At 62.2% G+C, this 23,698-nt stretch carries 22 protein-coding genes; 3 read left to right on the forward strand and 19 right to left on the reverse strand.

Annotated features, from left to right (window positions below; genetic code table 11):
• Nucleotides 1–11: 11 nt before the first annotated feature.
• From CAF92_RS22770 to CAF92_RS22810, 9 genes are all read right to left on the reverse strand, one after another.
• The gene (locus CAF92_RS22770) at nucleotides 12–629 is read right to left on the reverse strand and encodes an ABC-type transport auxiliary lipoprotein family protein (RefSeq protein ID WP_085602002.1); all 618 of its coding nucleotides are present in this window, start codon (nucleotides 627–629) and stop codon (nucleotides 12–14) included.
• On the reverse strand, nucleotides 626–1,564 hold the full coding sequence (locus CAF92_RS22775; protein ID WP_046616914.1) for an MlaD family protein: 939 nt from the start codon (nucleotides 1,562–1,564) through the stop codon (nucleotides 626–628). Before CAF92_RS22775 ends, CAF92_RS22770 begins: the two co-directional genes overlap by 4 nt.
• A gap of 3 nt (nucleotides 1,565–1,567) precedes the next feature.
• Nucleotides 1,568–2,359, reverse strand: a complete 792-nt coding sequence (locus CAF92_RS22780) for an ABC transporter ATP-binding protein (RefSeq protein WP_046616913.1) — start codon at nucleotides 2,357–2,359, stop codon at nucleotides 1,568–1,570.
• On the reverse strand, nucleotides 2,356–3,489 hold the full coding sequence (locus CAF92_RS22785) for an ABC transporter permease (protein ID WP_046616912.1): 1,134 nt from the start codon (nucleotides 3,487–3,489) through the stop codon (nucleotides 2,356–2,358). The genes CAF92_RS22780 and CAF92_RS22785 overlap by 4 nt, the downstream gene beginning before the upstream one ends.
• Nucleotides 3,490–3,622: 133 nt before the next feature.
• Entirely contained in the window at nucleotides 3,623–4,645 is a 1,023-nt protein-coding gene (locus CAF92_RS22790; protein ID WP_046616911.1) for a DUF5924 family protein, read from the reverse strand.
• 129 nt (nucleotides 4,646–4,774) lie between these two features.
• Nucleotides 4,775–6,175 (reverse strand): pitrilysin family protein, encoded by a 1,401-nt coding sequence (locus CAF92_RS22795; RefSeq protein WP_085602003.1) that lies wholly within the window; start codon nucleotides 6,173–6,175, stop codon nucleotides 4,775–4,777.
• Between the two features lie 30 nt (nucleotides 6,176–6,205).
• Entirely contained in the window at nucleotides 6,206–7,864 is a 1,659-nt protein-coding gene (locus CAF92_RS22800) for a Na/Pi cotransporter family protein (RefSeq protein ID WP_046616909.1), read from the reverse strand.
• Nucleotides 7,865–8,061: 197 nt separating this feature from the next.
• Nucleotides 8,062–8,832, reverse strand: a complete 771-nt coding sequence (locus tag CAF92_RS22805; RefSeq protein ID WP_046616908.1) for a TerC family protein — start codon at nucleotides 8,830–8,832, stop codon at nucleotides 8,062–8,064.
• Nucleotides 8,833–8,903: 71 nt separating this feature from the next.
• Complete coding sequence (locus tag CAF92_RS22810; protein WP_015268498.1) at nucleotides 8,904–10,211, reverse strand: CitMHS family transporter; 1,308 nt, start codon at nucleotides 10,209–10,211, stop codon at nucleotides 8,904–8,906.
• A 266-nt stretch (nucleotides 10,212–10,477) separates the two neighbouring features.
• Between CAF92_RS22810 and CAF92_RS22820 the strand changes: the two genes are divergently transcribed.
• Nucleotides 10,478–10,879: a GFA family protein gene (locus CAF92_RS22820; protein ID WP_046616907.1), complete on the forward strand. Its 402-nt coding sequence runs from the start codon at nucleotides 10,478–10,480 to the stop codon at nucleotides 10,877–10,879.
• A gap of 126 nt (nucleotides 10,880–11,005) precedes the next feature.
• Here CAF92_RS22820 and CAF92_RS22825 read toward each other — a convergent pair whose 3' ends face one another.
• The 10 genes from CAF92_RS22825 to CAF92_RS22870 all read right to left on the reverse strand — a co-directional run bounded on the left by CAF92_RS22825 (nucleotide 11,006) and on the right by CAF92_RS22870 (nucleotide 20,816).
• On the reverse strand, nucleotides 11,006–12,961 hold the full coding sequence (locus CAF92_RS22825; RefSeq protein WP_085602005.1) for a DUF4105 domain-containing protein: 1,956 nt from the start codon (nucleotides 12,959–12,961) through the stop codon (nucleotides 11,006–11,008).
• The gene (locus CAF92_RS22830; protein ID WP_003256970.1) at nucleotides 12,958–13,278 is read right to left on the reverse strand and encodes a DUF2388 domain-containing protein; all 321 of its coding nucleotides are present in this window, start codon (nucleotides 13,276–13,278) and stop codon (nucleotides 12,958–12,960) included. Before CAF92_RS22830 ends, CAF92_RS22825 begins: the two co-directional genes overlap by 4 nt.
• A gap of 36 nt (nucleotides 13,279–13,314) precedes the next feature.
• On the reverse strand, nucleotides 13,315–13,608 hold the full coding sequence (locus tag CAF92_RS22835) for a DUF2388 domain-containing protein (RefSeq protein WP_085602006.1): 294 nt from the start codon (nucleotides 13,606–13,608) through the stop codon (nucleotides 13,315–13,317).
• 88 nt (nucleotides 13,609–13,696) lie between these two features.
• Complete coding sequence (locus CAF92_RS22840) at nucleotides 13,697–14,014, reverse strand: DUF2388 domain-containing protein (protein WP_046616904.1); 318 nt, start codon at nucleotides 14,012–14,014, stop codon at nucleotides 13,697–13,699.
• Between the two features lie 307 nt (nucleotides 14,015–14,321).
• Entirely contained in the window at nucleotides 14,322–14,537 is a 216-nt protein-coding gene (locus CAF92_RS22845; protein WP_003256968.1) for a DUF1127 domain-containing protein, read from the reverse strand.
• 374 nt (nucleotides 14,538–14,911) lie between these two features.
• Nucleotides 14,912–16,405 carry an acetyl-CoA hydrolase/transferase family protein gene (locus CAF92_RS22850; protein WP_013970344.1) on the reverse strand — a complete coding sequence of 498 codons (1,494 nt, stop codon included), beginning with the start codon at nucleotides 16,403–16,405 and terminating at the stop codon, nucleotides 14,912–14,914.
• Nucleotides 16,406–16,591: 186 nt separating this feature from the next.
• Nucleotides 16,592–18,028 carry an NAD(P)(+) transhydrogenase (Re/Si-specific) subunit beta gene (locus CAF92_RS22855; RefSeq protein ID WP_015268505.1) on the reverse strand — a complete coding sequence of 479 codons (1,437 nt, stop codon included), beginning with the start codon at nucleotides 18,026–18,028 and terminating at the stop codon, nucleotides 16,592–16,594.
• A 2-nt stretch (nucleotides 18,029–18,030) separates the two neighbouring features.
• A complete protein-coding gene (locus tag CAF92_RS22860) occupies nucleotides 18,031–18,345 on the reverse strand; it encodes an NAD(P) transhydrogenase subunit alpha (protein WP_003256966.1) in 315 nt (104 codons plus the stop codon).
• A gap of 11 nt (nucleotides 18,346–18,356) precedes the next feature.
• Nucleotides 18,357–19,478, reverse strand: coding sequence for a Re/Si-specific NAD(P)(+) transhydrogenase subunit alpha (locus CAF92_RS22865; RefSeq protein ID WP_046616903.1), 1,122 nt, complete (start codon nucleotides 19,476–19,478; stop codon nucleotides 18,357–18,359).
• A gap of 438 nt (nucleotides 19,479–19,916) precedes the next feature.
• On the reverse strand, nucleotides 19,917–20,816 hold the full coding sequence (locus CAF92_RS22870) for a LysR family transcriptional regulator (RefSeq protein WP_085602007.1): 900 nt from the start codon (nucleotides 20,814–20,816) through the stop codon (nucleotides 19,917–19,919).
• A gap of 161 nt (nucleotides 20,817–20,977) precedes the next feature.
• On the opposite strand from CAF92_RS22870, the gene CAF92_RS22875 reads away from it, so the two are divergent.
• Together CAF92_RS22875 and CAF92_RS22880 are read left to right on the forward strand one after the other, a co-directional pair.
• Complete coding sequence (locus CAF92_RS22875; RefSeq protein WP_085602008.1) at nucleotides 20,978–22,159, forward strand: acyl-CoA dehydrogenase; 1,182 nt, start codon at nucleotides 20,978–20,980, stop codon at nucleotides 22,157–22,159.
• 14 nt (nucleotides 22,160–22,173) lie between these two features.
• Nucleotides 22,174–23,394: a CaiB/BaiF CoA-transferase family protein gene (locus CAF92_RS22880; RefSeq protein ID WP_085602009.1), complete on the forward strand. Its 1,221-nt coding sequence runs from the start codon at nucleotides 22,174–22,176 to the stop codon at nucleotides 23,392–23,394.
• Nucleotides 23,395–23,698: the final 304 nt, after the last annotated feature.

Below are 23,698 nucleotides of genomic sequence, written 5' to 3' on the forward strand. Positions count from 1 at the left end.
CAGGCAGAGCTTCAGGAAGCGGGAACGCTGGCTGATTGCGCAATGGTCCAACTCACCACCTGCTCGGTCAGCTGGTCGCAGGCCTTCCCGAAACCGGCAACCACCGCTGAAACCTGTTTGTCGGCCAGCGGCTGGCGGATTTCGAAGCGTTTGCTGGCCAGAATGCGCTGGCTGCGGCCCTGGACCAGGCGTGCGTCATAGCGGATTACCACCTCCACTGTTCCGCCCGCGCGGTATTCGGTCTGGAACGCCTGCAGCTCGCCAGCCAGCTCGTAGTCGGCCTGCAGGTTGCTGTCGTCGGCGCTCAGGCGCTGCACCTGGCCGTCACGCTGGAAACCGTCAAGCAGGCGGTTGCGCAGCAGCACCGGCACCGCGTCGCTCCAGCGCGCTCCCTTGTAGCTGCTGACCACATCGCCCTGAGGAATCACGGCAATCCGTGGCCCGGCCAGCACTTCGCTTGCCAGCGGCTTGTTCAGGCGCAATGACCAGTCCAGCGCTGGTGCCGTCCGGCCGGGCTGGTTCACCGGAAGACGGTACAGGTCGACGGGCTCGCTCTGCGGCAAGATGGAGCAGGCACTGGCCAGGCTCAGTGCGGCCGCCAGGGCCAGCAGGCGCAGCGACGGTTTCATGGTTGGAACTCCTTGTTGTTGTCGCGGCCGAGCAGGTAGCCGCTGGGGTCGGCCTCCAATTGCCGGGAAATGCCTTTGAGGGCGTTGAGGGTTTCGCGCAGCTCGCGAATTGCCGGGGTCAGTTGGTTCAGGCCTTGGGCACCGTCGCCGATGGCTTCGCGGTTGTCCTCGAGCAGGCGGTTGATGGTGGCGGTGCTCTCGGCCAGTGACTGCATAGCCTGCTCGGCACTGCCGATGGCCTGCTTGCCTTCGCTGCCCAGCAGGCCGTTGGCATTGCGCATCAGTGCCTGGGTTTCGGCCAGGGTGGCGCTGGCCTGCTTGCCCACCTGGACCAGTTGCTCGATGGCCTGGGTGATGCTGCCGTGCTGGCCTGCGAAGGCGCCGGTGGTCTTGTCGAGGTTGGACAGGGTGTTGCTGAGATGGCCGATGTTGTCCTCGGAAAACATCTGGTTGGCGTTGTGCAGCAGCAGGTTGATGTTGGTCACCAGGTCGCTGCTGTCATTGAGCAGGCGCGAGATTGGCGAGGGCGATGCGATGATCACCGGCAGCTTGCCATCCTTGCCTTTCAGCTCGGGGCTTTGCGGGGTGCCCCCGCTGAGCTGGATGAACGAGTTGCCGGTCACGCCGGCCAGGGTCAGCTTGGCCTGGGTGTCTTCCTTCACCGGGGTGTCGGCGCTCAGGCGCACCCGTGCCAGTACTCGGCGCGGATCTTTCGGGTCCAGGCGCAGAGTGGACACGTCGCCCACCTTGATGCCGTTGTACTGCACCGGGCTGCCGCGGGACAGGCCGGAGACGGCTTCGTTGAACACCACTTCGTAGTCCTTGAAGGCGTCGTCGACACTGGACTTGGCCAGCCACAGGCCGAACAGCATGGCGCCGGCTACCACCAGGACGGTGACCAGGCCGATAAGAACGTGATGGGCTCGGGTTTCCATTGCTCAGCGCTCCTGCCCGGCACGGGTGGCGGCCTGTTCGGCCGCGCGCCCGCGTGGGCCATGAAAGTATTCTTGAATCCATGCGTCGTCGGTCTGCTCGACCTCGGCCAGCGGGCCGGCCACCAGGACCTTCTTCTGCGACAGCACGGCGATGCGGTCGGTAATGGTGTACAGGGTGTCGAGGTCGTGGGTGATGAGGAACACCGACAGGCCCAGAGCGTCCCGCAGAGTCAGGATCAACTGGTCGAAGGCGGCGGCGCCGATCGGGTCCAGGCCAGCGGTGGGCTCGTCGAGGAAAAGGATGTCCGGGTCCAGTGCCAAGGCACGGGCCAGCGCGGCGCGCTTGATCATGCCCCCCGACAGCGAGGCCGGGTACTTGTCGGCGGCCGAGATTGGCAGCCCGGCCAGGGCCAGCTTCACTCCGGCCAGGTGCTCGGCATCGGCGCGGGACAGCCCGGCGTGCTCGATCAGCGGCAACGCCACGTTTTCGGTGACGGTCAGCGAAGAGAACAGCGCGCCCTTCTGAAACAGCACGCCGAAGCGTCGCTCGACCAAGGAGCGCTGCTCTTCGCGCAGGCCGGCCAGGTCCTGGCCTAGCACCTTGATCTGCCCGTCGTCGGGCCGTCGCAGGCCGATGATGCTACGCAGCAGCACCGACTTGCCGCTGCCCGACCCACCGACCACGGCGAGGATCTCGCCGCGATACAGGTCGAGATCGAGGTTTTCGTGCACGCTCTGGCGGCCGAAGCGGTTGCAGATGCCGCGGGCCTCGATCACGCGTTCCTGGCCATTCACCAGCCCATCTCCATGAAGAACAGTGCAGCCACCGCATCCAGCACGATGACCACGAATATCGACTGCACTACCGCCGAGGTGGTGTGCGCGCCCACCGATTCGGCGCTGCCGCTGACTTTGAAGCCTTCCAGGCAGCCGATGGCGGCGATCAGGAAGGCGAAGAACGGTGCCTTGGCCAGGCCGACCAGGAAGTGCTGCACGCCGATGTCGCTTTGCAGCAGCGACAGAAACATGGCTGGCGAGATGTCCAGTGACAGCGCGCACACCACCGCACCGCCGACGATACCGCAGATCATCGCGATGAAGGTCAGCAAGGGCAGCGAAATCAACAGTGCCAGTACGCGCGGCACCACCAGCATCTCCATGGGGTTCAGGCCCAGGGTGCGGATGGCATCGATTTCCTCGTTGGCCTTCATCGAGCCGATCTGCGCGGTGAACGCACTGGCAGTGCGGCCGGCCATGAGGATGGCGGTCAGCAGCACGGCGAACTCGCGCAGGAACGAGAATGCCACCAGGTCGACAGTGAAGACGGTCGCGCCGAAATCGGCCAGCACCGTGGCGCCAAGGAAGGCCACTACCGCGCCCACCAGAAAGGTCAGCAGGGCGACGATGGGCGCGGCGTCCAGGCCGGTTTGTTCGATGTGCGCCACGACCGGGGTGAAGCGCCAGCGATGGGGTTGCAGGGCGCGGCGCAGCAGGGTTTCGAGGATCAGGCCAACGAAGCCGAGCACCTGCATGGTGTCTTGCCACAAGGTGCCGACGGCGCAACCGATGCGCTCCAGCAGCAACAGCAGCACGTTCCGCTCGGGCTCCTTGACCGGGATGCAGTAGTCCTGCACCGAGCAGTAGACATTCTTGAGCAGGGCGCGGCTGGCTTCTGGCAGGCCGTGGGTGCAGCGCGACAGGCGTTCGGAGCCGAGCAGTTCGGCCAGCAGCGAGGCGCCGGCGGTGTCCAGGCGGCCCAGTTGGCTGAGGTCGGCGATGGTATCGGCAGCGTATTGCGCGCGCAGGCGCTCGCTCTCACGTTTGAGGCTGGCGTAATGCGCCAAGGTCCAGTCACCGGTAATGCGCAGACAGGCCGGTTGGCTACTGGTGTCCAGGGTGGCGCTGGGGGTGGTCATCGGCTCCATGCTACTGACTCGGCGCTAAGGCATAGGGGCTGATCATAGCGCAGCGGGCATGGGCTGTTTGGTGATTATGTGCTGTCTTCACGGACCTTGGGGGCTGCTTTGCAGCCCATCGCCGGCAAGCGGCCCCTTTCACTCACCCCGTGGGCGCGTCATCTACCACTTTGAAGCGCAGCACGCCGATGACCTGCCCATCTTCGGTCAGTACCCTCACCTGCCACTTGCCCACCGGGTTCGGCGGGAAGTTCTGCTTGTGGGTCCAGGCCCGGTAGCCTTCCTTGCGCCCGCCGTGGATGTCCAAGGCAATGCGATCGACTTCCTGGCCGTCCTTTTGCCACACATGGTAGATCCGCTCGTTCAGGCCGCGTGGCGCGTTGATCGCGGTGTAGGCGTACAGGCCGCTGCTACGGATGCGGCTGGCAGCAATTTCGTGCAGCGAATCGCCCGGCTGGCGGTTCAGCACTTCGGTGCTGACCGCCACTTCGGTCATCCACAGGGTCGCTGGCGGCACCCAGGAGCGCAGCAGCCAACCCCCGGCGCCGACCGACAGGGTGACCACCACCAGGGCCACAGCGCGGCGCCAGTTGTTGATCGGGAAGCTGCTGACAAGGCTGGGGAACGACAGTGCCATGGCTGCAATCAGGGCCAGCTTGAAGCTTTGCGCGGTGGTCAGGTGCAGGATGATCGGCAGCGCGGTCAGCAGGGCGGCGAAAAGGGTCAGGGTATGCAATGCCAGGAACAGCCAGCGGCGCGGCGCCAGCCACTTGTAGTACAGCGGATCGATGATCGAAATCAGCCCGGCGGCACCGAGCAGGCCGGTAAACACCAGTTGGCCGCTGTTCCAGGTGGTGGTGATGAAAAAGAACGGCAGTACGAAGAACAGTGATTCCTGGTGGATCATCTGCGTCGCGTAGCGCAGCAATGGTTGCGGTATTTCGCGGTTGAAGGTGCGCGCGAACAGGCCGGTGAGGGTGTTTTCCAGCATCAGCCAGACCCAGCTGACCAGCATGAGCACAGCAATCCAGCTGGCCAGGCCAGCCTGGCGGTCGACAAGGATGAAGCTACCAATCCCGGAGAGGAAACCGCCGAGCGCGATGATGCCGGGGTAGCGTTTAAGCAGTTCGATGATGCGCTGGACGATGTGGGGGATTTGGGGCATTGGGGGCTACAACAGAAAGGGTATGGTGGCTGTGCCGGCCTCTTCGCGGGTGAACCCGCTCCCAAAGGGACCGCGTTGCGATACCCGCGAACTGGCCGGTACTGGCAAAAGGATACCGCCGATTCACTGCTAGCGTGTAGCACCGCCCGGCTTTTCAGGAGCATGCCGACGCCAGCGCAACAACCCCGCTGCCAGGATCAGCCCCAACAACAAGGCAACCAGCCCGTAGAGCTCATCATAGCCAAGCAATGGTTTCTCGATACGCACATAGCCATCTTCCTTGAGCAGTTCTTTCAGCGCCTCGTTGGCCTGCGCCAGGCTGACCTGGCGCAGCTTGCGCACCGGGTTGACGAAGCGCCCGTCGCTATAGTCGTTCAGCGCGCCCCAGTAGTAGTCGGCCAAGGCACTGTTGCCCTGGGTACTCCAGCTTTCCTTGGCGACGCTGGCGTACTTGATGCGCTCGAAGGTCTCCGGGTCGAGGCCTTCCTTGCGCAGGTGGTCGAACAACTTCTGCATCACTTCGACCGCTTGGTCGATGTCCTCGCGCTCCAGATCGGCATCGAGGCTTAGCAGGCCGGTGTCGCCGAAGCTCTCGCGTTTTGCCGAAGGGCCATAGGACAACCCGTTGCGCAGGCGAAGCTGGTCGTACAGCGCCCAGTCCAGGTAGTGCGACAGCAGGTCCAGGGTGGCCTGGTGGTCGTTGTCCAGCACCGGCTCGACGAACAGCCAGTGCAGCTTGACGCTGTCGCCCAGCCAGCCGCGGGTCAGGTCGCGGCGCTGTGCAGCTTGCTGGCCGATGCTTTCCAGGGTGCGGCGCTCCTCCGGCTCGGTGGCGGGCAGTTCGCCAAAGGTACGCTCCAGGTAAGCCGGCAGCAGGCGGTCGAGGCCGCCGACCACGATCAGGGTCATGTTGTTGGCCGCGTACCAGCGGTCACGCAAGGTGTTCACCTGCTCCAGGGTCATATCTTCGAGGTTGGAGCGCTCCGGGCATTTCAGGCCCAGCTCGGTGGCTAGCTGGTCACTGGCGGGGTGGCCGATGTCCTGGCGGTCGAGCCAGCGCTGCAGGTGGCCATAGTGGCCGCCATCCTCGCGCTCGATGATGCGCTTGGCGGTGGCCAGGGCCTTGGCATCGATGCGGGTGTCGTGGATCACCGCCAGCAGCAGGTCCAGGATTTTGCGCTGGTTGCGTGCCGGGGCTTCGATCACGAAGGTGGTGTCGGCGCTGCTGGTGTAGGCGTTCCACTCGCCGCCCAGCGATTGCAGGCGCTCTTCCAGGCCGCCTTCGCCAGTTTCGTCGATGCCGCTGAAGAGCAGGTGCTCGAGCAGGTGCGGCAGCTCTTTCTGCTCGCAATTGAAGTCATCCAGGCCGACACCGACCACCAGGCGAATCGCCACATGGTCGCGTTCATAGCCGTTTTTCAGGATGACCTGCAGGCCGTTGGGCAACAGGTAACCTTCCACCCGCGAGCGGTCGAGGGCGAATGAGGGCAGGCTGCAGATCAGCAGGCAAACGAACATCAGGCAACGCATGGGCGAGCTTGGGTCCTCAGGTAGGCGAAATCACGGCAGACGGGCTTCGTCCGGCACGCTGTCGAGCATCAGCCCGCCCGTGTCCGAGCCGCCCAGTACCACATAGGCACTGCTACAGAACAAAGAGTTCAACCGTTTCATGTCGGCGATCAGCTCCAAGTGTAGCGAACTGGTCTCGATACTTTGCACTACCTTGCGCTGCAAGCGGCTGACATGGGCGTGGGCAAGGCGCCGTTCCTGGGCGCGAAAACGGCGTTTTTCCCGCAGCAGCAGGCGGGCGCTTTCTGGATCGGCGCTGAGGAACACCGACAAGCCCAGGCGCAAGTTGGCCAGCAATTGTTCCTGCAAGCCGGTCAACTCTTCCAGCCCTACCTGGGAAAACTCCCGGCGCTGGCTGGTTTTCTGCTGTTGGACCTTGCGCAGCATGCGCTCGATCAGGTCGCAGGCCAGCTTGAGGTTGATTGCCAGTTCGATGATTTCTGCCCAGCGGCGGTTGTCCTGTTCGCTGAGGTCTTCACGCGACATCTGCGCCAGGTACAGCTTGATCGCGCTGTACAAGGCTTCGGCGTCCTCGCCCAAGGCGCGGACCTGCTGTGGCAATGCGGCCTGGGTACCGCGCAGGGCACCTAGCATGGCTTCGAGCAGGCTGTCGACGATATCGCCCAGGCGCAGGGTTTCGCGGGAGGCGTTGGCCAGGGCCAGGCTGGGTGTTTCCAGCGCCGAGGTGTCGAGATGGCGCGGGCGAATCTGGCCGTTGCCGTTTTCTCGCTCGGGCAGCAGAGTGTTGCACAGCCGGCCCATGGGTTTGACTGTGGGCAGCATGATCAGGCAACGCAGCGTGTTGTAGAGCAGGTGGAAGCCAATGACCAGCTCCTGTGCGCTGAAGCTCAGTGAGTCCATCCACCCCACCAGCGGGTGCAGCACGGGGATGATCAGCAGCAGGCCGATCAACTTGTACAGCAGGCTGCCCAGAGCCACCCGGCGCCCGGCGGCGTTTTGCATGCTGGTGCTGATGAAAGCCAGCAATCCGCTGCCGATGTTGGCCCCCACCACCAGACCGATGGCCACCGGCAGGCTGATCACTTCGGCACCGGCCAGCGTTGCGGTGAGCAGCACGGCCGCCAGGCTGGAATAGGAAATCATGGCGAACAGCGCGCCGACCAGGGCGTCGAGCATGATGTCGCCGGTCAGGGAGGCAAACAGCACCTTCACGCCCTGGGCGTGGGTAATCGGCGTAGCTGCCTGCACGATCAGCTCCAATGCCAGAATGATCAGGCCAAGCCCGATGCCTACCCTGCCCAGCTGGCCGGCTCGCGTCTGCTTGCGGGAGAGGAAGAAGATCACACCCAGGAAGATCAGCAGCGGCGACAGCCAGGACAGGTCCAGGGTCAGCACCCGGGCCATCAGCGCGGTACCCACGTCGGCGCCGAGCATGATTGCCAAGGCCGGAGTCATCGCCATCAGGCCCTGGCCGACGAACGAGGTGACCAGCATGGCGGTGGCGTTGCTGCTTTGCACCATCGCCGTGACCAGAATGCCGGCGACGAACGCCAGCGGGCGTTTGCTCATGTTCTGGCTGATGATGCGCCGCAGGCTCGAGCCGAATACCCGAAGGATGCCGGTACGCACGATGTGGGTGCCCCAGACCAGAAGCGTAACGGCCGAGAGCAGGTTGAGCAGGGTCAGCATGGCTACGGCCCCCTGTTGCATTGGCCCAGAGGGCCAAGAGACGAAGCGTGAGCGTTTGAAGAATTTTCAGTGCTCACTCAAAGCTTTAGTTGTTTTGCGAAGCTGTCGCCAGCTTCGCATGGCTGTCATTTGTTTGAAATACAGCGGAAATGAAAAAAGGGCCCCGAAGGGCCCTTTGTGTCCTGCACTTCCTGATCTTATTGACCCGGAATGTCCTTGCGCAGTTTCACCGGTTCATGCTCTTTGCCGTTCTTGCGGGCCAAGGCAGTGCGCATGCGGATGTTGATAGCTTCCACCGCCAGCGAGAACGCCATGGCGAAGTAGACGTAGCCCTTCGGCACATGCACATCGAAAGCTTCGGCGATAAGCACGGTCCCGACCACGATCAGGAACGACAATGCCAGCATCTTCAGCGACGGGTGCTTGTCGATGAAATCGCTGATGGTGCCGGCGCACAGCATCATCACCAGCACGGCGACGATGATCGCGGCGATCATCACCGGTACGTGCGAGACCATGCCCACCGCAGTGATCACCGAGTCCAGCGAGAACACGATGTCGATGATGGCGATCTGGATGATGGTGTAGAAGAACTTGCCACCCGCGCCTTTCGGTTCTTCCTGGTTCTCGTCCTCGCCTTCGAGGCCGTGGTAGATCTCTTGTGAGCTTTTCCACAACAGGAACAGGCCACCAAAGAACAGGATCAGGTCACGCCCCGAGATGCCTTGGCCCAGGACCACGAACAGGTCGGCGGTAAGGCGCATGACCCAGGTGATCGACAGCAGCAGCATGATACGCGTGACCATGGCCAGGGCGAGGCCGAAGATCCGGGTGCGCGGCTGCATGTGCTTGGGCATGCGGCTGACCAGAATCGAGATCATGATGATGTTGTCGATACCGAGGACGATCTCAAGCGCGGTGAGGGTAAAAAAGGCAACCCAGATTTCCGGGCTGGTCAGCCATTCCATTTGTTTTCCTTCGAACGGTAAAGGCGACACGCCCGGGTCAGGGCGCGTCGCGTTAGGGAAATACGCGTTTATTAAAGACTACTGAACAGCGGGAAAATCCCCATCAGCAGCGCGGCGAGCATTATGCACAGGCATACCAGCACTGCCCACTTCAAGGTGAAGCGCTGATGATCGCCGAACTCGATGCCGGCCAGGGCCACCAGCAGGTAGGTGGAGGGTACCAGGGGGCTGAGCAGGTGTACCGGTTGCCCGACAATCGAAGCACGCGCCATTTCCACCGGGCTGATGCCGTAGTGGCTGGCAGCTTCGGCCAGCACTGGCAGCACGCCATAGTAGAACGCGTCGTTGGACATGAAGAAGGTGAACGGCATGCTCACGATCGCGGTGATCACCGCCAGGTATGGGCCCAACGCCTCGGGGATGACCGACAGCAGGCTCTTGGACATGGCGTCGACCATGCCGGTGCCCGACAGGATCCCGGTGAAGATGCCGGCGGCGAAGATCAGACCGGTGACCGCCAGCACGCTGCCGGCGTGGGCGGCGATGCGGTCTTTCTGCTGTTGCAGGCACGGGTAGTTGACGATCATGGCGATGCTGAAGGCGATCATGAACAGCACCGGCAGCGGCAGTACGCCGGCAATCAGCGCGACCATCAGGGCAGCGGTCAGGGCGCCGTTGAAGTACAGCAGTTTTGGCCGGCGCGCGTCCGGGTACTGTGAAACGGTGATTTCGCTGTGGTCGATGTCGTCGGTGGGCAGGTGCAACTCGCCCAGGCGGGCACGTTCGCGCTTGCCGTACATGTAGGCGATGGCCAGGATCGCCAGCACGCCGAACAGCATGGCCGGGATCATTGGTACGAAGATGTCCGACGGGTCCACGTGCAGGGCGCTGGCTGCGCGGGCCGTCGGGCCACCCCAAGGGGTCATGTTCATCACCCCGCCGGCGAGAATGATCAGGCCGGCCATGATCCGCGGGCTCATGCCCAGGCGGCTGTACATCGGCAGCATGGCGGCGCAGCAGATCATGTAGGTGGTGGCGCCGTCACCGTCGAGCGAGACCACCAGGGCCAGCACTGCGGTGCCGACGGAGACTTTCAGCGGGTCACCCTTGACCAGCTTGAGGATCTTGCGCACAGCCGGGTCGAACAGGCCGGAGTCGATCATCAGGGCGAAATAGAGGATGGCGAACATCAGCATCACACCGGTAGGTGCGAGTTTGCTGATGCCCTCGAGCATCATCGGGCCGATCTTTGCGGAAAAACCGCCGAACAGGGCGAACAGGATCGGTACCAGGATCAGCGCTATCAGGGCAGACAGGCGCTTGGTCATGATCAGGTACATGAAGGTGATGACCATGGCAAAGCCGAGGAAGGTCAGCATGGCAATACTCCAGGCGTGGCGCGGCGAAGGAACGTCGATTCGGGCGGATCAGCGCGTTTGGCGCTGTGCGGGGAGCATGCAGAGGGGAACTACGGAAAGTCGGGCACAGGAATACATCAGAATCACCATTGTTGTTGTTGATTGGGCCGGGCGCGGTGGTTACCGGGTGCCCTGGCTGACCGGTCTTGTGCCGGTAGTGGGGGCTATCCTATGAGGGCAAGCTTTCAGCCAGCTTTCGCCGAAGCAAAGGCGACGAGAGGTAGGTGATGCAGGATGTGACCGAGGGTGGCTGCCATTGTGGCGCCTTGCGTTATCGGTTGGCGGGCGACCTGACAGACATCGCCCATTGCCATTGTTCTATCTGCCGACGGGTCAGTGGCGGGCTGGTGGTGACCTGGCTCACCCTGCCCCGCTCGGGGTTCCGGTGGTTGGCTGGAGAGCCGAACTGCTATGTGGCACCGTCCAGTTGCAGCCGGTACTTCTGTGGGCATTGCGGGGCGCATGTGGCGTTGGTGACTACACACAGCTCGGAGACGGTTGATGTGACGGTGGCGACGCTGGACCACCCGGAACGGGTCAGGGCCAACCGGCATATCTGGGTGGGTAGCCGGTTGCCCTGGTTGCATCTGGATGAGGATTTGCCTTCGGAGGCGGAGGAAAACCTGTAAGGGATTGTGTTGGTGCTGCCGGCCCTATCGCCGGCAAGCCAGCTCCCACAGGTGTCCCACCACTTTCAGACCCATGGTGATCTCGTGGGCGCTGGCCTGCCGGCGATAGGGCCGGCACAGCCGTACTTACAACTGCAGGCCTCCTGCAGCCTTGTGCAATGCCCGCAGATGCTCGCCCACCTGCTTCACATTGGCTTCCACCGCCGCAATCTCCCTGGCCCGCGATGGCTCCAGCAGCGCTCTAACCTCTTTGTCCAGGCTCGTGCTCAAGCGCAGCAACTGCGCTTGCCGCTCGCTGCTGACCTGCTCCAGTTGCTTGCGCTCCTGCGGCTGCGGCAGCCCGTAGCCCTTGCTGTCGAGCAACTCTGCCGGGCGGCTGAGGAAGCCACTGTTGGCAAGCATCTGCCTGAGGGTCGCATCGGCCTTGCTGACGCTACCATCGTTCAGCGCGGCGGCGTTCAGGTAGCGCTGTTTGACCTCGTCCTGGGCCAGAAGCAGTTGCCGGCGCAAGCTGGCCTGTTCAAGCAGCAGCAAGGCGGCGCTGGTGCGCAGGTCGGCCTGGGCGAACCAACCTCGCCGTTGCTCGGCGTCCAGGGCCAGCCAGTCCTCGACCTTATCCTGCTTGATTGGCAACTGCTTCTTCAACACCTCGAACATGGCCTGGTAACGGTCGCGGTAGGAGTCGAAGCGATAACCCAGGCGCAGCGCCTCGCGGGGGTCGTCGAGCACGCTGGTATCGGCCAGCCCCCTGCCCTTGAGCACGGCCAGCAAGCCATTGGGCATGATGCTGTCGAGGTCGTTCAGGCGTGGGTTGGCGGTGCCGCTGCGCAGCAGCTTCAACGACTCTACCGCGCAATTGTTGGACAGGAACCAGTAGTTGCCATCATAGCTCCAGTGCATTTCGGCGGCCTGACGCACAAGGTTCTCGATCTCGTCGCGGTTCAGCCGCAAGGGCACCGACGCCAGGCTGCGCAGTTCGGTCTTGGTGTACTCGTCGATCACCTGGCCCAGCGGCAGCACGAACAGGCGCGAGGGGTAGGCACCGACCAGGCCGTCCCAGCTGGAAAGCTGCACATCGTTGACGAAGGCTCGGTACGACAGCACCAGGCTCTGGTCGAGGTCCAGGCGGCAGTCCGGCCCGCGGGGGCGACCCGGCTTGCAGATCACCAGGCGCAGCATGCTGTGGCCCCAGCGGCTGACCAGGTTCTGGTTGGCTTCGGCCAGCAGGTAGTCCACCTCATAGACCCGCTCGGGGTCGATTTCACCCAGCGGTTGGCGGGCGAAGTCGCTGCCGGCATTGATGAACGGCAGGCCCTTGGCGCAGCTGTCCTGCTGCGGTGCCCAGCCGAAGTGTTCGCGCAGGTACTGGTTCAGCGCCGGACGGCGGCAGCCGTAGCTCGGGTCGAGGAGGAAGTACTCCATGTTGACCGCGATGTATTCCTTGGGGCTGCTCAGTTCATAACTGTCGGGGCTGCGCACGAACTGGCCGTTGTGCTGCTCGCGCTCGCCGCGTCGGCCCACATACTGTTGCCAGCCGGCCAGGTCGAGCAGGCGCGGGTCGTCGCTGAGGGTGAAACGGCGCTCTGCCTGGCCTCTGCATGCTTCGGGCAGGCCAACTTTGCCCAACGTACCTTGCTGGCGCTTGCAACGGGCGATCAGCGCGTTCTCGGCGCTGGGCCACAGCCGGGCACGGTCGTAGATATGGGTGAGTTCGTGCAGCACGGTGGCCAGCAGTTCTTCTCGCACCGTGCCATGCGGGCGCTTGGTGCGCTCGGTGGCAGCACTGCCATCGGTGAGGCTGGGCAGTAGGCGGCGATTGAGTTCGAGGGTAGATACCAGCGATGCCTGGCCATAGGCGTCGGTCGGCATGTTGTCGCTCCAGCTGACCCGCACGCGGCGGTTCAGTTGTTGCTTGAAGCGAGGGGGCAGCTTGCCCACGGCTTCGTCGAGCAGAGCCTGAGTGGCTCGGGTCTGCTGTGGGTCAAGGCCGGACGCCTGCAGCTCGAGCTGCAGGTCGGCCAGGGCGGGCGTGCCGAGCAGCGTCAGGACGCAGCCGAGCAGCCAGGCGCGCACGCGGTTCACAGCGCGAGGATGGCTTCAGCCAGTACCTGGTCGCTGGCGTCGCGCGCTTGCGGAACGCGCTCGCGCAGAGTGTTGAAAGCGGCCTCGAGCTGGGCGCCGCGGATGTCACCGTTGCTGGCGACAAAGCTGGCGGCGTCGTCATGGGCTTCGCGCACCACTTTGGAGTCGCGGATCGAGGTGGTGGTGTCAGAGGTGAAGTCGATCGAACGGCCAAAGGCCCGCACGATGATATTGCTGGTGGCCACCAGGGTCTGTGCCTGAGCCAGGTCGGCCAGCAGCAGCATGCCGAGGGTAGCGGCAATCAGCGGTTTACGCATGGAGCATCTCCGAAAAATACAGGGAGTCAGATGTAGTTATTGGACGAGAATTGCCTGCGCCAGTTCCAGATCGCCGACGGTATGCCGTGCGCAATTGTGGCGTAGTGATTCCAGTGCTGCCTCCAGCCGCGCACCGCGGATCTGGCCGTCGCTGGCGACGAAGGCAGCGGCATCGTCCTGGGCCTGGCGGACCAGTTTACGGTCGAACGGTGCGGTGGTGACCTGGCTGGTCACATAGCCAGTGATGACCAGGCTTTGCGTAGTGGTATCCATGGCATGGGCGCTGACCATGCCAACAACGGAGAACAGCAACGGCAACAGATAACGCATGGGCTCTACAACAGCTGGAAACGTGGATGGCAAAGATGTGTGCGGCTGTGCTGGTGGTGACCAGCACAGCTGAACGGCTCAGTCGGGGTCAAAGCGCCAGGATGGCCTGGGCCAGTTGCGCGTCGCTGGCTTGCAGGGCTGGCATTTGCGAGCGGATGTGCATGAAAGCGCTTTCCAGCTTGGCACCACGAATGTCGCCCTGGCTGCCAACGAAGCTGGCGGCGTCGTCACGGGCGGCCTGGACAATCTTGTCGTCACGGAACGAGGAGGAAATATCGGAAGTGGCATCGGTGGACGCGGCCACTGCGCCAACGACGGCGTCGGTGGTGACAACGAAGCTGGTGGCGTTTGCGGTGCCGGCCAGGCTCAGCATCAGGGCGGCGCCAATCAGGTATTTACGGGACATGATCGTGGACTCCTGGACTAGGGTCGGGTGGTTCTGTTTTATCGGACGCTCGCACAGCTCGTCGCGGTACTTTTTCAACAGTGCGTTCTACCAGACTGTTATGCCAAGCGTATCACGCGCCGGTGTTTCTGGATGTCAATGAACAGCGCGCCAACAAACTGTTATGGTTTGTTTTGTGACTTTACAAACTGTACATGTGTGCTTGTAAAAGGCTCTGGCATGCCGTCTGCAAACAAAAAACCCGTCGCAGTCACCTGCAACGGGTTTCGGAAATTCGCGGTGCCGACCAAAGCCGGCAAGCCGGAGCTTAGCGCCAGAAAGGCTTGCTCAGCTCTTCGTAACGCTGCGACTCGCTGATACCGGCATCGGCCAGCAGGCGGGCGTCCAGGCGAGCCAGTTGACGGCGGCTGGCCATACGGCGCTGCCACAGCAGCAGGGTGGACAGAGCGCGCAGCGGCAGCGAAGCGTTGGATTGTTGGGCGTTGCTTTCAAAAACCAGACCGGAACTGAGGGTACGTTCCATGATGTTTCATCCTTCCGCTTATGGCGGGATTAGGTAGTGATTTAACTGATGCCAATGATCCTCCTCTGTCGTCCATTACAGTAGATACAGTTCGGTGGAAAGACGATGGTCCAGTTAACTGTGTAACCCTACTGTTGCACTCGAAACTGGCGCAACTGTACTGGTCTGCACTTATTTGGTGCGTTTTGATTTAGGGAGGTTGATTTGCGAGCCGAGAAGGCGCGCAAGAACCGGTACAGTAGTACAGATTATGCTGGATGCTACGGCAAGGTGTATTGATCGAAGGGTTTGACTGTATCTGGCCCATTCGCGGAATTGCCTGCGAAGAGGCCGGAACAGCGGAAGCAGGGCCGCCGTTCCGTACCTCATCTGTATCAGCTAGCCAGCATGCGCCCGGTTTCTTCCAGGTTCTCGTGCCAGCTCAGGGCTTCGCGCAGTATGTGTGGGGTGTGGCCACCACGCTGGCAGGCGCGATCGAAGTAGTCGTTCAGCGCTGCTCGGTAGTCCGGGTGTACACAGTTGTCGATGATCGCCCGGGCGCGCTCACGTGGCGCCAGGCCACGCAGGTCGGCCAGGCCTTGCTCGGTGACCAGGATGTCCACGTCGTGCTCGGTATGGTCGACATGGCTGACCATCGGTACCACGCTGGAAATCGCGCCACCCTTGGCAATCGACTTGGTGACGAACACGGCAAGGTGGGCGTTACGGGCGAAGTCACCCGAGCCGCCGATGCCGTTCATCATCTTGGTGCCGCAGACGTGGGTGGAGTTGACGTTACCGTAGATGTCGAACTCCAGCGCGGTATTGATACCGATGATGCCCAGACGGCGGACCACTTCCGGGTGGTTGGAAATCTCTTGCGGGCGCAGAACCAGCTTGTCCTTGTAACGCTCCAGGTTGCCGAACACATCGGCGTTGCGGCGGGTCGACAAGGTGATCGAGCTGCCCGAGGCGAAACTCAGCTTGCCAGCATCGATCAGGTCGAAGGTGGAATCCTGCAGTACTTCGGAGTACATGGTCAGGTCTTCGAACGGCGACTCGATCAGGCCGCACATCACTGCGTTGGCGATGCTGCCGATACCGGCCTGCAGCGGGCCAAGCTTGTTGGTCATGCGGCCAGCTTCCACTTCTTTCTTGAGGAAGTTGATCAGGTGGTCGGCGATGCCCTGGGTTTCGTCATCCGGAGGCAGGACGGTGGACGGCGAGTCCGGCTGGTCGCTGATAACGATGCCGACGATCTTGGCCGGGTCGATCGGAATGGCGGTGCTGCCGATACGGTCGTCGACCTTGACCAACGGGATTGGCGTACGGGTCGGGCGGTAGGTCGGGATATAGATGTCGTGCAGGCCTTCGAGGTTGGTGTTGTGCGAGAGGTTTATCTCGACAATCACCTGCTTGGCGAAGATCGCAAAGCTGGCCGAGTTGCCCACCGAGGTGGTTGGCACGATGTGGCCCTGCTCGGTGATGGCCACGGCTTCGATGACCGCGATGTCCGGCAGTTTCAGCTGCTGGTTGCGCAGCTGCTCGACGGTTTCTGACAGATGCTGGTCGATGAACATCACCTGACCGTCGTTGATAGCCTTGCGCAGGGTGCTATCGACCTGGAACGGCATGCGGCGAGCCAGCACGCCAGCCTCGGTCAGTTGCTTGTCCAGGTCGTTGCCCAGGCTGGCGCCGGTCATCAGGCTGATTTTCAGTGGCGATTGCTTGGCACGCTCGGCCAGTGCATGCGGTACGGCCTTGGCTTCGCCGGCGCGGGTGAAACCGCTCATGCCGACGGTCATGCCGTCCTCGATCAGACCAGCGGCATCAGCCGCACTCATTACCTTGCTGTGCAGGGAGGACAAGCGGATACGATCACGGTACATGGATTGTTATCTCGGGCTACTGAAACTACTGCAGCGCAGTCTAGAGACTTCGCCCCTTGCCGTCCCACGACCATGGTCGTATGAGAAGCGTTGGAGTAGAGCCGTTGATCCGGATCAATAAAAGAAAAGCCCCGGCAGATTCTGACCGGGGCTTCCTTTATATCAGCTGGTTTGCAGCGGCCGTTGTCACTCCACCGCCTTCACCATGTCTTCGATGACCTTCTTGGCGTCGCCGAACACCATCATGGTCTTGTCGAGGTAGAACAGTTCGTTGTCCAGGCCGGCATAGCCACTGGCCATGGAGCGCTTGTTGACGATGATGGTCTTGGCCTTGAACGCTTCGAGGATCGGCATGCCGGCGATCGGCGACTTGGGGTCGTTCTTCGCTGCCGGGTTGACCACGTCGTTGGCGCCCAGCACCAGCACCACATCGGCCTGGCCGAACTCGGCGTTGATGTCTTCCATTTCGAACACCTGGTCGTACGGTACTTCTGCCTCGGCCAGCAGCACGTTCATGTGCCCGGGCATACGGCCCGCTACTGGGTGGATCGCGTACTTCACGGTCACGCCGTTGTGGCTCAGCTTCTCGGTCAGTTCCTTGAGCGCATGCTGGGCGCGAGCCACCGCCAGGCCGTAACCCGGGACGATGATCACGCTGTCGGCGTTGCTGAGCAGGAAGGTGGCATCGTCGGCCGAGCCAGACTTCACCGGGCGCTGCTCTTTGGAACCTTGCGCCGCGCCCGCATCGGTATCACCACCGAAGCCACCGAGGATGACGTTGAAGAACGAACGGTTCATCGCCTTGCACATGATGTACGAGAGGATGGCACCGGACGAGCCGACCAGGGAGCCTGCGATGATCAGCATCGAGTTGTTAAGCGAGAAACCGATACCGGCCGCTGCCCAGCCCGAATAGCTATTGAGCATCGACACCACTACCGGCATGTCGGCGCCCCCGATCGGAATAATGATCAGCACGCCCATGATGAAGGCCAAGACCAGCATCAGGGTGAAGGCACTGTAGTGGCCAGTGAAGGTGAACAGCAGGCCCAGGGCAATGGTGGTCAGGCCGAGGATCAGGTTCAACTTGTGCTGGCCGGCGAACTGTACCGGTGCGCCCTGGAACAGGCGGAACTTGTACTTGCCCGACAGCTTGCCGAAGGCGATCACCGAGCCGGAGAAGGTAATGGCACCGATGGCTGCGCCGAGGAACAGTTCCAGGCGGTTGCCGGTGGGGATCGGGTCGCTCATGGCGGCAACGATGCCCATCGATTGCGGTTCCAGCACTGCGGCGATGGCGATGAACACCGCAGCCAGGCCGATCATGCTGTGCATGAAGGCGACCAGTTCCGGCATCTTGGTCATCTCGACGCGCTTGGCCATTATCGAACCGGCAGTGCCGCCGACCAGCAGGCCAACGAGGACGTAGCCGATGCCAGCGGTGGCAAGCTCGGCCCCGAGCTTATAAATGAGGCCGACCGTAGTGACGATGGCGATACCCATGCCGATCATGCCGAACAGGTTGCCACGCCGCGAGGTAGTCGGGTGCGACAGGCCCTTGAGCGCCTGGATGAAGCACACCGAGGCGACGAGGTAGAGGAGCGTTACCAGATTCATGCTCATGCTTACTTCTGCGCCTCGTTCTTGGTTTTCTTCTTGAACATCTCAAGCATGCGACGGGTGACCAGGAAGCCACCGAACACGTTGACCGCGGCCAGAGCCACCGCCAGGGTGCCCATCAGCTTGCCGGCCGGGGTCACCGTCAGGGCGGCGGCCAGCATGGCGCCGACGATGACGATCGCGGAGATGGCGTTGGTCACGGCCATCAGTGGCGTGTGCAGTGCCGGGGTGACGTTCCACACCACGTGGTAGCCCACATAGATGGCCAGCACGAAGATGATCAGGTTGTAGATGCCATGGGAAATCAGCATGTCTTCCATTGTCGTGCTCCTTAGCCGTTCTTGCGGACGACCTGACCATCACGGCACATCAGGCAGGCCGCGACGATGTCGTCTTCGAGGTTGATGACCAGCGCGCCGTCCTTGTCGAACAGCAGCTTCATGAAGTCCAGCAGGTTGCGTGCATACAGTGCCGAGGCATCGGCGCCCACCTGGGCCGGCAGGTTGGTCGGGCCGACGATGATCACGCCGTTCTCGTGTACCACCTGGTCGGCGACAGTCAGTGGGCAGTTGCCGCCCTGGGCTGCTGCAAGGTCGATGACCACCGAGCCGGGCTTCATCTGCGCGACGGTTTCGGCGCTTAGCAGGGTCGGCGCCTTGCGCCCCGGGATCAGCGCAGTGGTAATTACGATATCCGCCTGCTTGGCGCGCTCGTGCACGGCCTGGGCCTGGCGTTGCATCCAGCTGGCCGGCATCGGCCGGGCGTAACCGCCGACACCTTCGGCGCACTCGCGCTCTTCATCGGTTTCGTAGGGTACGTCGATGAACTTGGCGCCCAGCGACTCGATCTGCTCCTTCACGGCCGGGCGTACGTCGGACGCCTCGATCACTGCGCCCAGGCGCTTGGCCGTGGCAATGGCCTGCAGGCCGGCAACGCCCGCGCCCAGGATCAGCACGCGCGCAGCCTTGACGGTACCGGCGGCGGTCATGAGCATGGGCATGAAGCGTGGATAGTGATGGGCAGCCAGCAACACAGCCTTGTAACCGGCGATGTTGGCCTGCGACGACAGTACGTCCAGGCTCTGCGCCCGCGAGGTGCGCGGCGCAGCCTCCAGCGCGAACGCGGTAATGCCGCGCTCGGCCATCTTGCCGATCAGCTCGCTGTTGAAGGGGTTGAGCATGCCCACCAGGAGGCTGCCACTGTTTATCAGGGCCAGTTCCTGGTCGTTGGGGGCGACCACTTTGAGCACCAATTGGGCGCCGTAGGCATCGGCTGCACTTCCCAGGGAAGCACCCACGGCCTCATAGGCACTGTCCGGAATGCTGGCATTGAGCCCTGCCCCCCGTTGGACGGTGACCTGATGGCCCTGGCCAATCAGTTTCTTGATGGTTTCCGGGGTCGCAGCGACCCTTGTCTCACCGGTCTGCGTCTCGAGAGGAACACCAATGTGCACGACTATTTCTCCTGCGGTGACCTTTTGTCTTTTTAAAAGCCAGCGCACTTCGGATGGTGCGCTGGGGCGGCTGTGGAGCGCCAGCCCGCCGATTCCCGGGCGGGCGAAGCATTTTGCAGACGAAGCCAGAGGCCTTCAACCGGTTCTGGAGCGAAACGAAGTCAAAACTACAAGTCACCCTGTGACCGTATGTCGCAACGGCCAGGCTGCAGCCCGTCAAACATAGGCTATTGGCAGATTAGGAGAAAAAAACAAAAATTTTGCGATCAATTCGCTTACGGCTTGGTGAATGTCGCAAAATAACCCGCAAAGCCGCGCCGTAAGCAGGGTTAAAGCGGATTTTTGCACCCTGCATAACAGTTTACGTATATGCGACAAATACATATATCTGTAGGTGTTAAAAATAATTGACTACGGGGTCAAGTTATCGGGTTTTGCTCACGTCTTGGCCGTGTAGGCCTGGGCCTGGCTTAGCAGCCAGTCGCGGAAGGCGCGTAGCGAAGCCGACTCCACCTTGCGCTCCGGGATCATCAGATAGTAGGCCTTGTCACTACTCAGGGCATGCCTGTTAGCGACCACCAACCTGCCCTCCTCCAACTCGCGCTGGATCAGGAACGGCGGAATCAGGGCGATGCCCATCTCATGCATGGCCGCCTGCGCGAGCATCGAGAATAGTTCATAGCGCGGGCCTGTCATGTCGCGTTCCACATTCATGCCGACGCTGCCGAACCATTGCCGCCAGGCATAGGGGCGCGTGCTCTGCTGCAGCAGTGGTAGCCGGGCGATACGCTGCGCGTCGAGCGTGCCCTGCCCGTCCAGCAGCACAGGGCTGCACACCGGCACCGGGTTTTCCCCCATCAGCCGGTGCGACTGCGTGCCGGACCAGTCGGCATCGCCGAAGTAGATAGCGGCGTCGAAGGTGGTGTCGGCAAACAGGAAAGGCCGGGTGCGGTTGGTGAGGTTGACCGTGACCTCTGGATGGCGCTGCTGGAAGTCCTTTAGTCGCGGTAGCAGCCATTGGGTGCCGAAGGTGGGTACCACGGCGAGCTCGATCACGTTGGCGCCCTGCTGGCGCATTACCGACAAGGTATCGCGCTCTACCGCGTCCAATTGGGCGGCCACCTGGCGGCTATAGGAAAGGCCGGCTTCTGTCAGCTTCACGCCGCGGCGCGAGCGGCGGAACAGCTCCACATTAAGGAAGGCTTCCAGGCCACCTATCTGCCGACAGACGGCGCCTTGGGTCAGCGCAAGTTCCTGGGCGGCCTTGGTAAAGCTCTCGTTGCGTGCTGCCGCCTCGAAACAAACCAGGGCGGCGGTACTGGGAATCTTGCGGCGCATGTACGTCAACCTCACTCGTAAGGCTGTCAATATGGCGTTTTGCCGATTTACGAAGTGACAAATTATCACTAATTGGTGCGCAATCCTCGTTTGTCCCGACGGCCGATCAGGCCTAGGCTCAAAGGCACAAGAAACTGCCCCCTATTTCGAGGATTTCGCTCATGGCCGGTAAAGCAAGCTTCAACTGGATCGACCCGCTGCTGCTCGATCAGCAGCTCACTGAAGAAGAGCGCATGGTGCGTGACAGCGCTTATCAGTTCGCCCAGGACAAGCTGGCCCCGCGTGTGCTCGAGGCTTTCCGTCATGAGCAGACCGACCCGGCGATCTTTCGTGAAATGGGTGAGGTCGGGTTGCTGGGCGCCACCATTCCCGAGCAATACGGTGGCAGTGGCCTGAACTACGTGTGCTATGGCCTGATTGCTCGCGAGGTAGAGCGCATCGACTCGGGTTACCGCTCGATGATGAGCGTGCAGTCGTCGCTGGTGATGGTGCCAATCAACGAGTTCGGTACCGAGGCACAAAAGCAGAAGTACCTGCCCAAGCTGGCTAGCGGCGAGTGGATCGGTTGCTTCGGCCTGACCGAGCCCAACCACGGTTCCGACCCGGGTTCGATGATTACCCGTGCCCGGAAGGTCGACGGCGGCTACCGCCTGACTGGCAGCAAGATGTGGATCACCAACAGCCCGATCGCCGATGTGTTCGTGGTCTGGGCCAAGGACGATGCGGGTGATATCCGCGGCTTTGTTCTGGAAAAGGGTTGGCAAGGCCTCAGCGCGCCGGCGATTCACGGCAAGGTCGGGCTGCGCGCCTCGATAACTGGCGAAATCGTCATGGATAACGTGTTCGTGCCGGAAGAAAACATCTTCCCGGATGTACGCGGCCTCAAAGGTCCGTTCACCTGCCTGAACTCCGCCCGCTATGGCATCTCGTGGGGTGCGCTGGGAGCTGCGGAAGCCTGCTGGCACACTGCGCGTCAGTATACCCTGGACCGTCAGCAATTCGGTCGCCCGTTGGCTGCCAACCAGTTGATACAGAAGAAGCTGGCCGACATGCAGACTGAAATCACCCTGGCACTGCAGGGCTGCCTGCGTCTGGGGCGGATGCAGGACGAAGGCACGGCTGCAGTGGAGATCACGTCGATCATGAAGCGCAACTCGTGTGGCAAGGCGTTGGATATTGCCCGCATGGCGCGTGACATGCTGGGGGGCAATGGCATTTCCGATGAGTTCGGCGTGGCTCGTCACTTGGTCAACCTGGAGGTGGTCAACACCTATGAAGGTACTCACGATGTGCATGCACTGATCCTGGGGCGTGCGCAGACCGGCATCCAGGCCTTCTATTGATAAGGAGCCAGCCAATGGGCGCGCTATCACATCTGCGGGTGCTGGACCTTTCTCGCGTGTTGGCCGGCCCATGGTCTGGCCAGATTCTCGCTGACCTTGGTGCCGATGTGATCAAGGTCGAGCGCCCTGGCAGTGGTGACGATACCCGCTCATGGGGGCCGCCTTTCCTCAAGGATGCCAAGGGTGAGAGCACAAGCGAGGCGGCCTATTACCTGTCGGCCAACCGCAACAAGCGCTCGGTGACCATCGACTTTACCCAGGCCGAGGGGCAGCGCCTGGTACGTGAGTTGGCGGCGAAGTCCGATATCGTCATCGAGAACTTCAAGGTTGGTGGGTTGGCTGCCTACGGCCTGGACTACCAGAGCCTGAAGGCGATCAATCCGCGGCTTATCTATTGTTCCATCACTGGGTTCGGGCAGACCGGGCCTTATGCCAAGCGCGCGGGTTATGACTTCATGATTCAGGGGTTGGGCGGGCTGATGAGCCTGACCGGCCGCCCGGAAGGTGAAGAGGGTGCGGGGCCGGTCAAGGTAGGGGTGGCGCTGACCGACATCCTTACCGGGTTGTACTCCACGGTGGCGATCCTCGCTGCCCTCGCCCATCGCGAGCAGGCTGGGGTGGGCCAGCATGTCGACATGGCGTTGCTCGATGTGCAGGTGGCCTGCCTGGCGAACCAGGCGATGAACTACCTGACCACTGGCAACCCGCCTCGTCGGCTTGGTAATGCGCACCCCAATATCGTGCCTTATCAGGATTTTCCCACGGCGGACGGCGACTTCATCCTGACCGTGGGCAACGACAGCCAGTTCCGCAAGTTCGCCGAGGTGGCCGGGCAGCCGCAATGGGCGGACGACCCGCGTTTCGTTACCAACAAGCTGCGGGTTGCCAACCGGGCCGAGCTGATTCCTTTGATCCGCCAGGCCACGGTGTTCAAGACCACGGCGGAATGGGTAAGCCAGCTCGAAGCTGCAGGAGTGCCGTGCGGGCCTATCAATGACCTGGCGCAGATGTTCCAGGATCCGCAGGTTCTGGCACGCGGATTGGCGGTAAACATTCCGCATCCGTTGGCGGGAAGTGTGCCGCAGGTGGCGAGCCCGATACGGTTGTCGGAGACGCCGGTTGAGTACCGTCGGGCGCCGCCGCTGCTGGGTGAGCATACCGAGGTGGTGCTGGAGGATGTATTGGGGCTGGATGCCGGTGAGGTGCGGCGGCTGCGCAGTACCGGTGTGCTTTAAGGGCGTTTGGCCCTGGTGAAAAGCGGGGAGGCCGTCAGGCCTCCCCGCTTTGCTTTTCAGCGATATCAAGGTTTCTTGAAATTAAGGGTTGACGCGGTTTCGAATCCGCTTATAATGCGCCCCACTTCTGACGTGGCCGAAGCGTAAAACTTCTTGTAAATCAATTAGTTAGGCGATTCAGGTAGTATCAGGAGTGCTTCGATCGAATGATCGCCAGCGGTTGAGATGATGGTTGACAGCGCTTCTAAACGCTGTATGATTCGCCTCCCGCTACGAGAGATCGCAGCGAGTCAAGTGTTTGAAG

Source organism: Pseudomonas sp. B10(2017) (assembly GCF_002113295.1).
In the GTDB taxonomy this organism is placed as follows: Bacteria; Pseudomonadota; Gammaproteobacteria; order Pseudomonadales; family Pseudomonadaceae; genus Aquipseudomonas; species Aquipseudomonas pudica.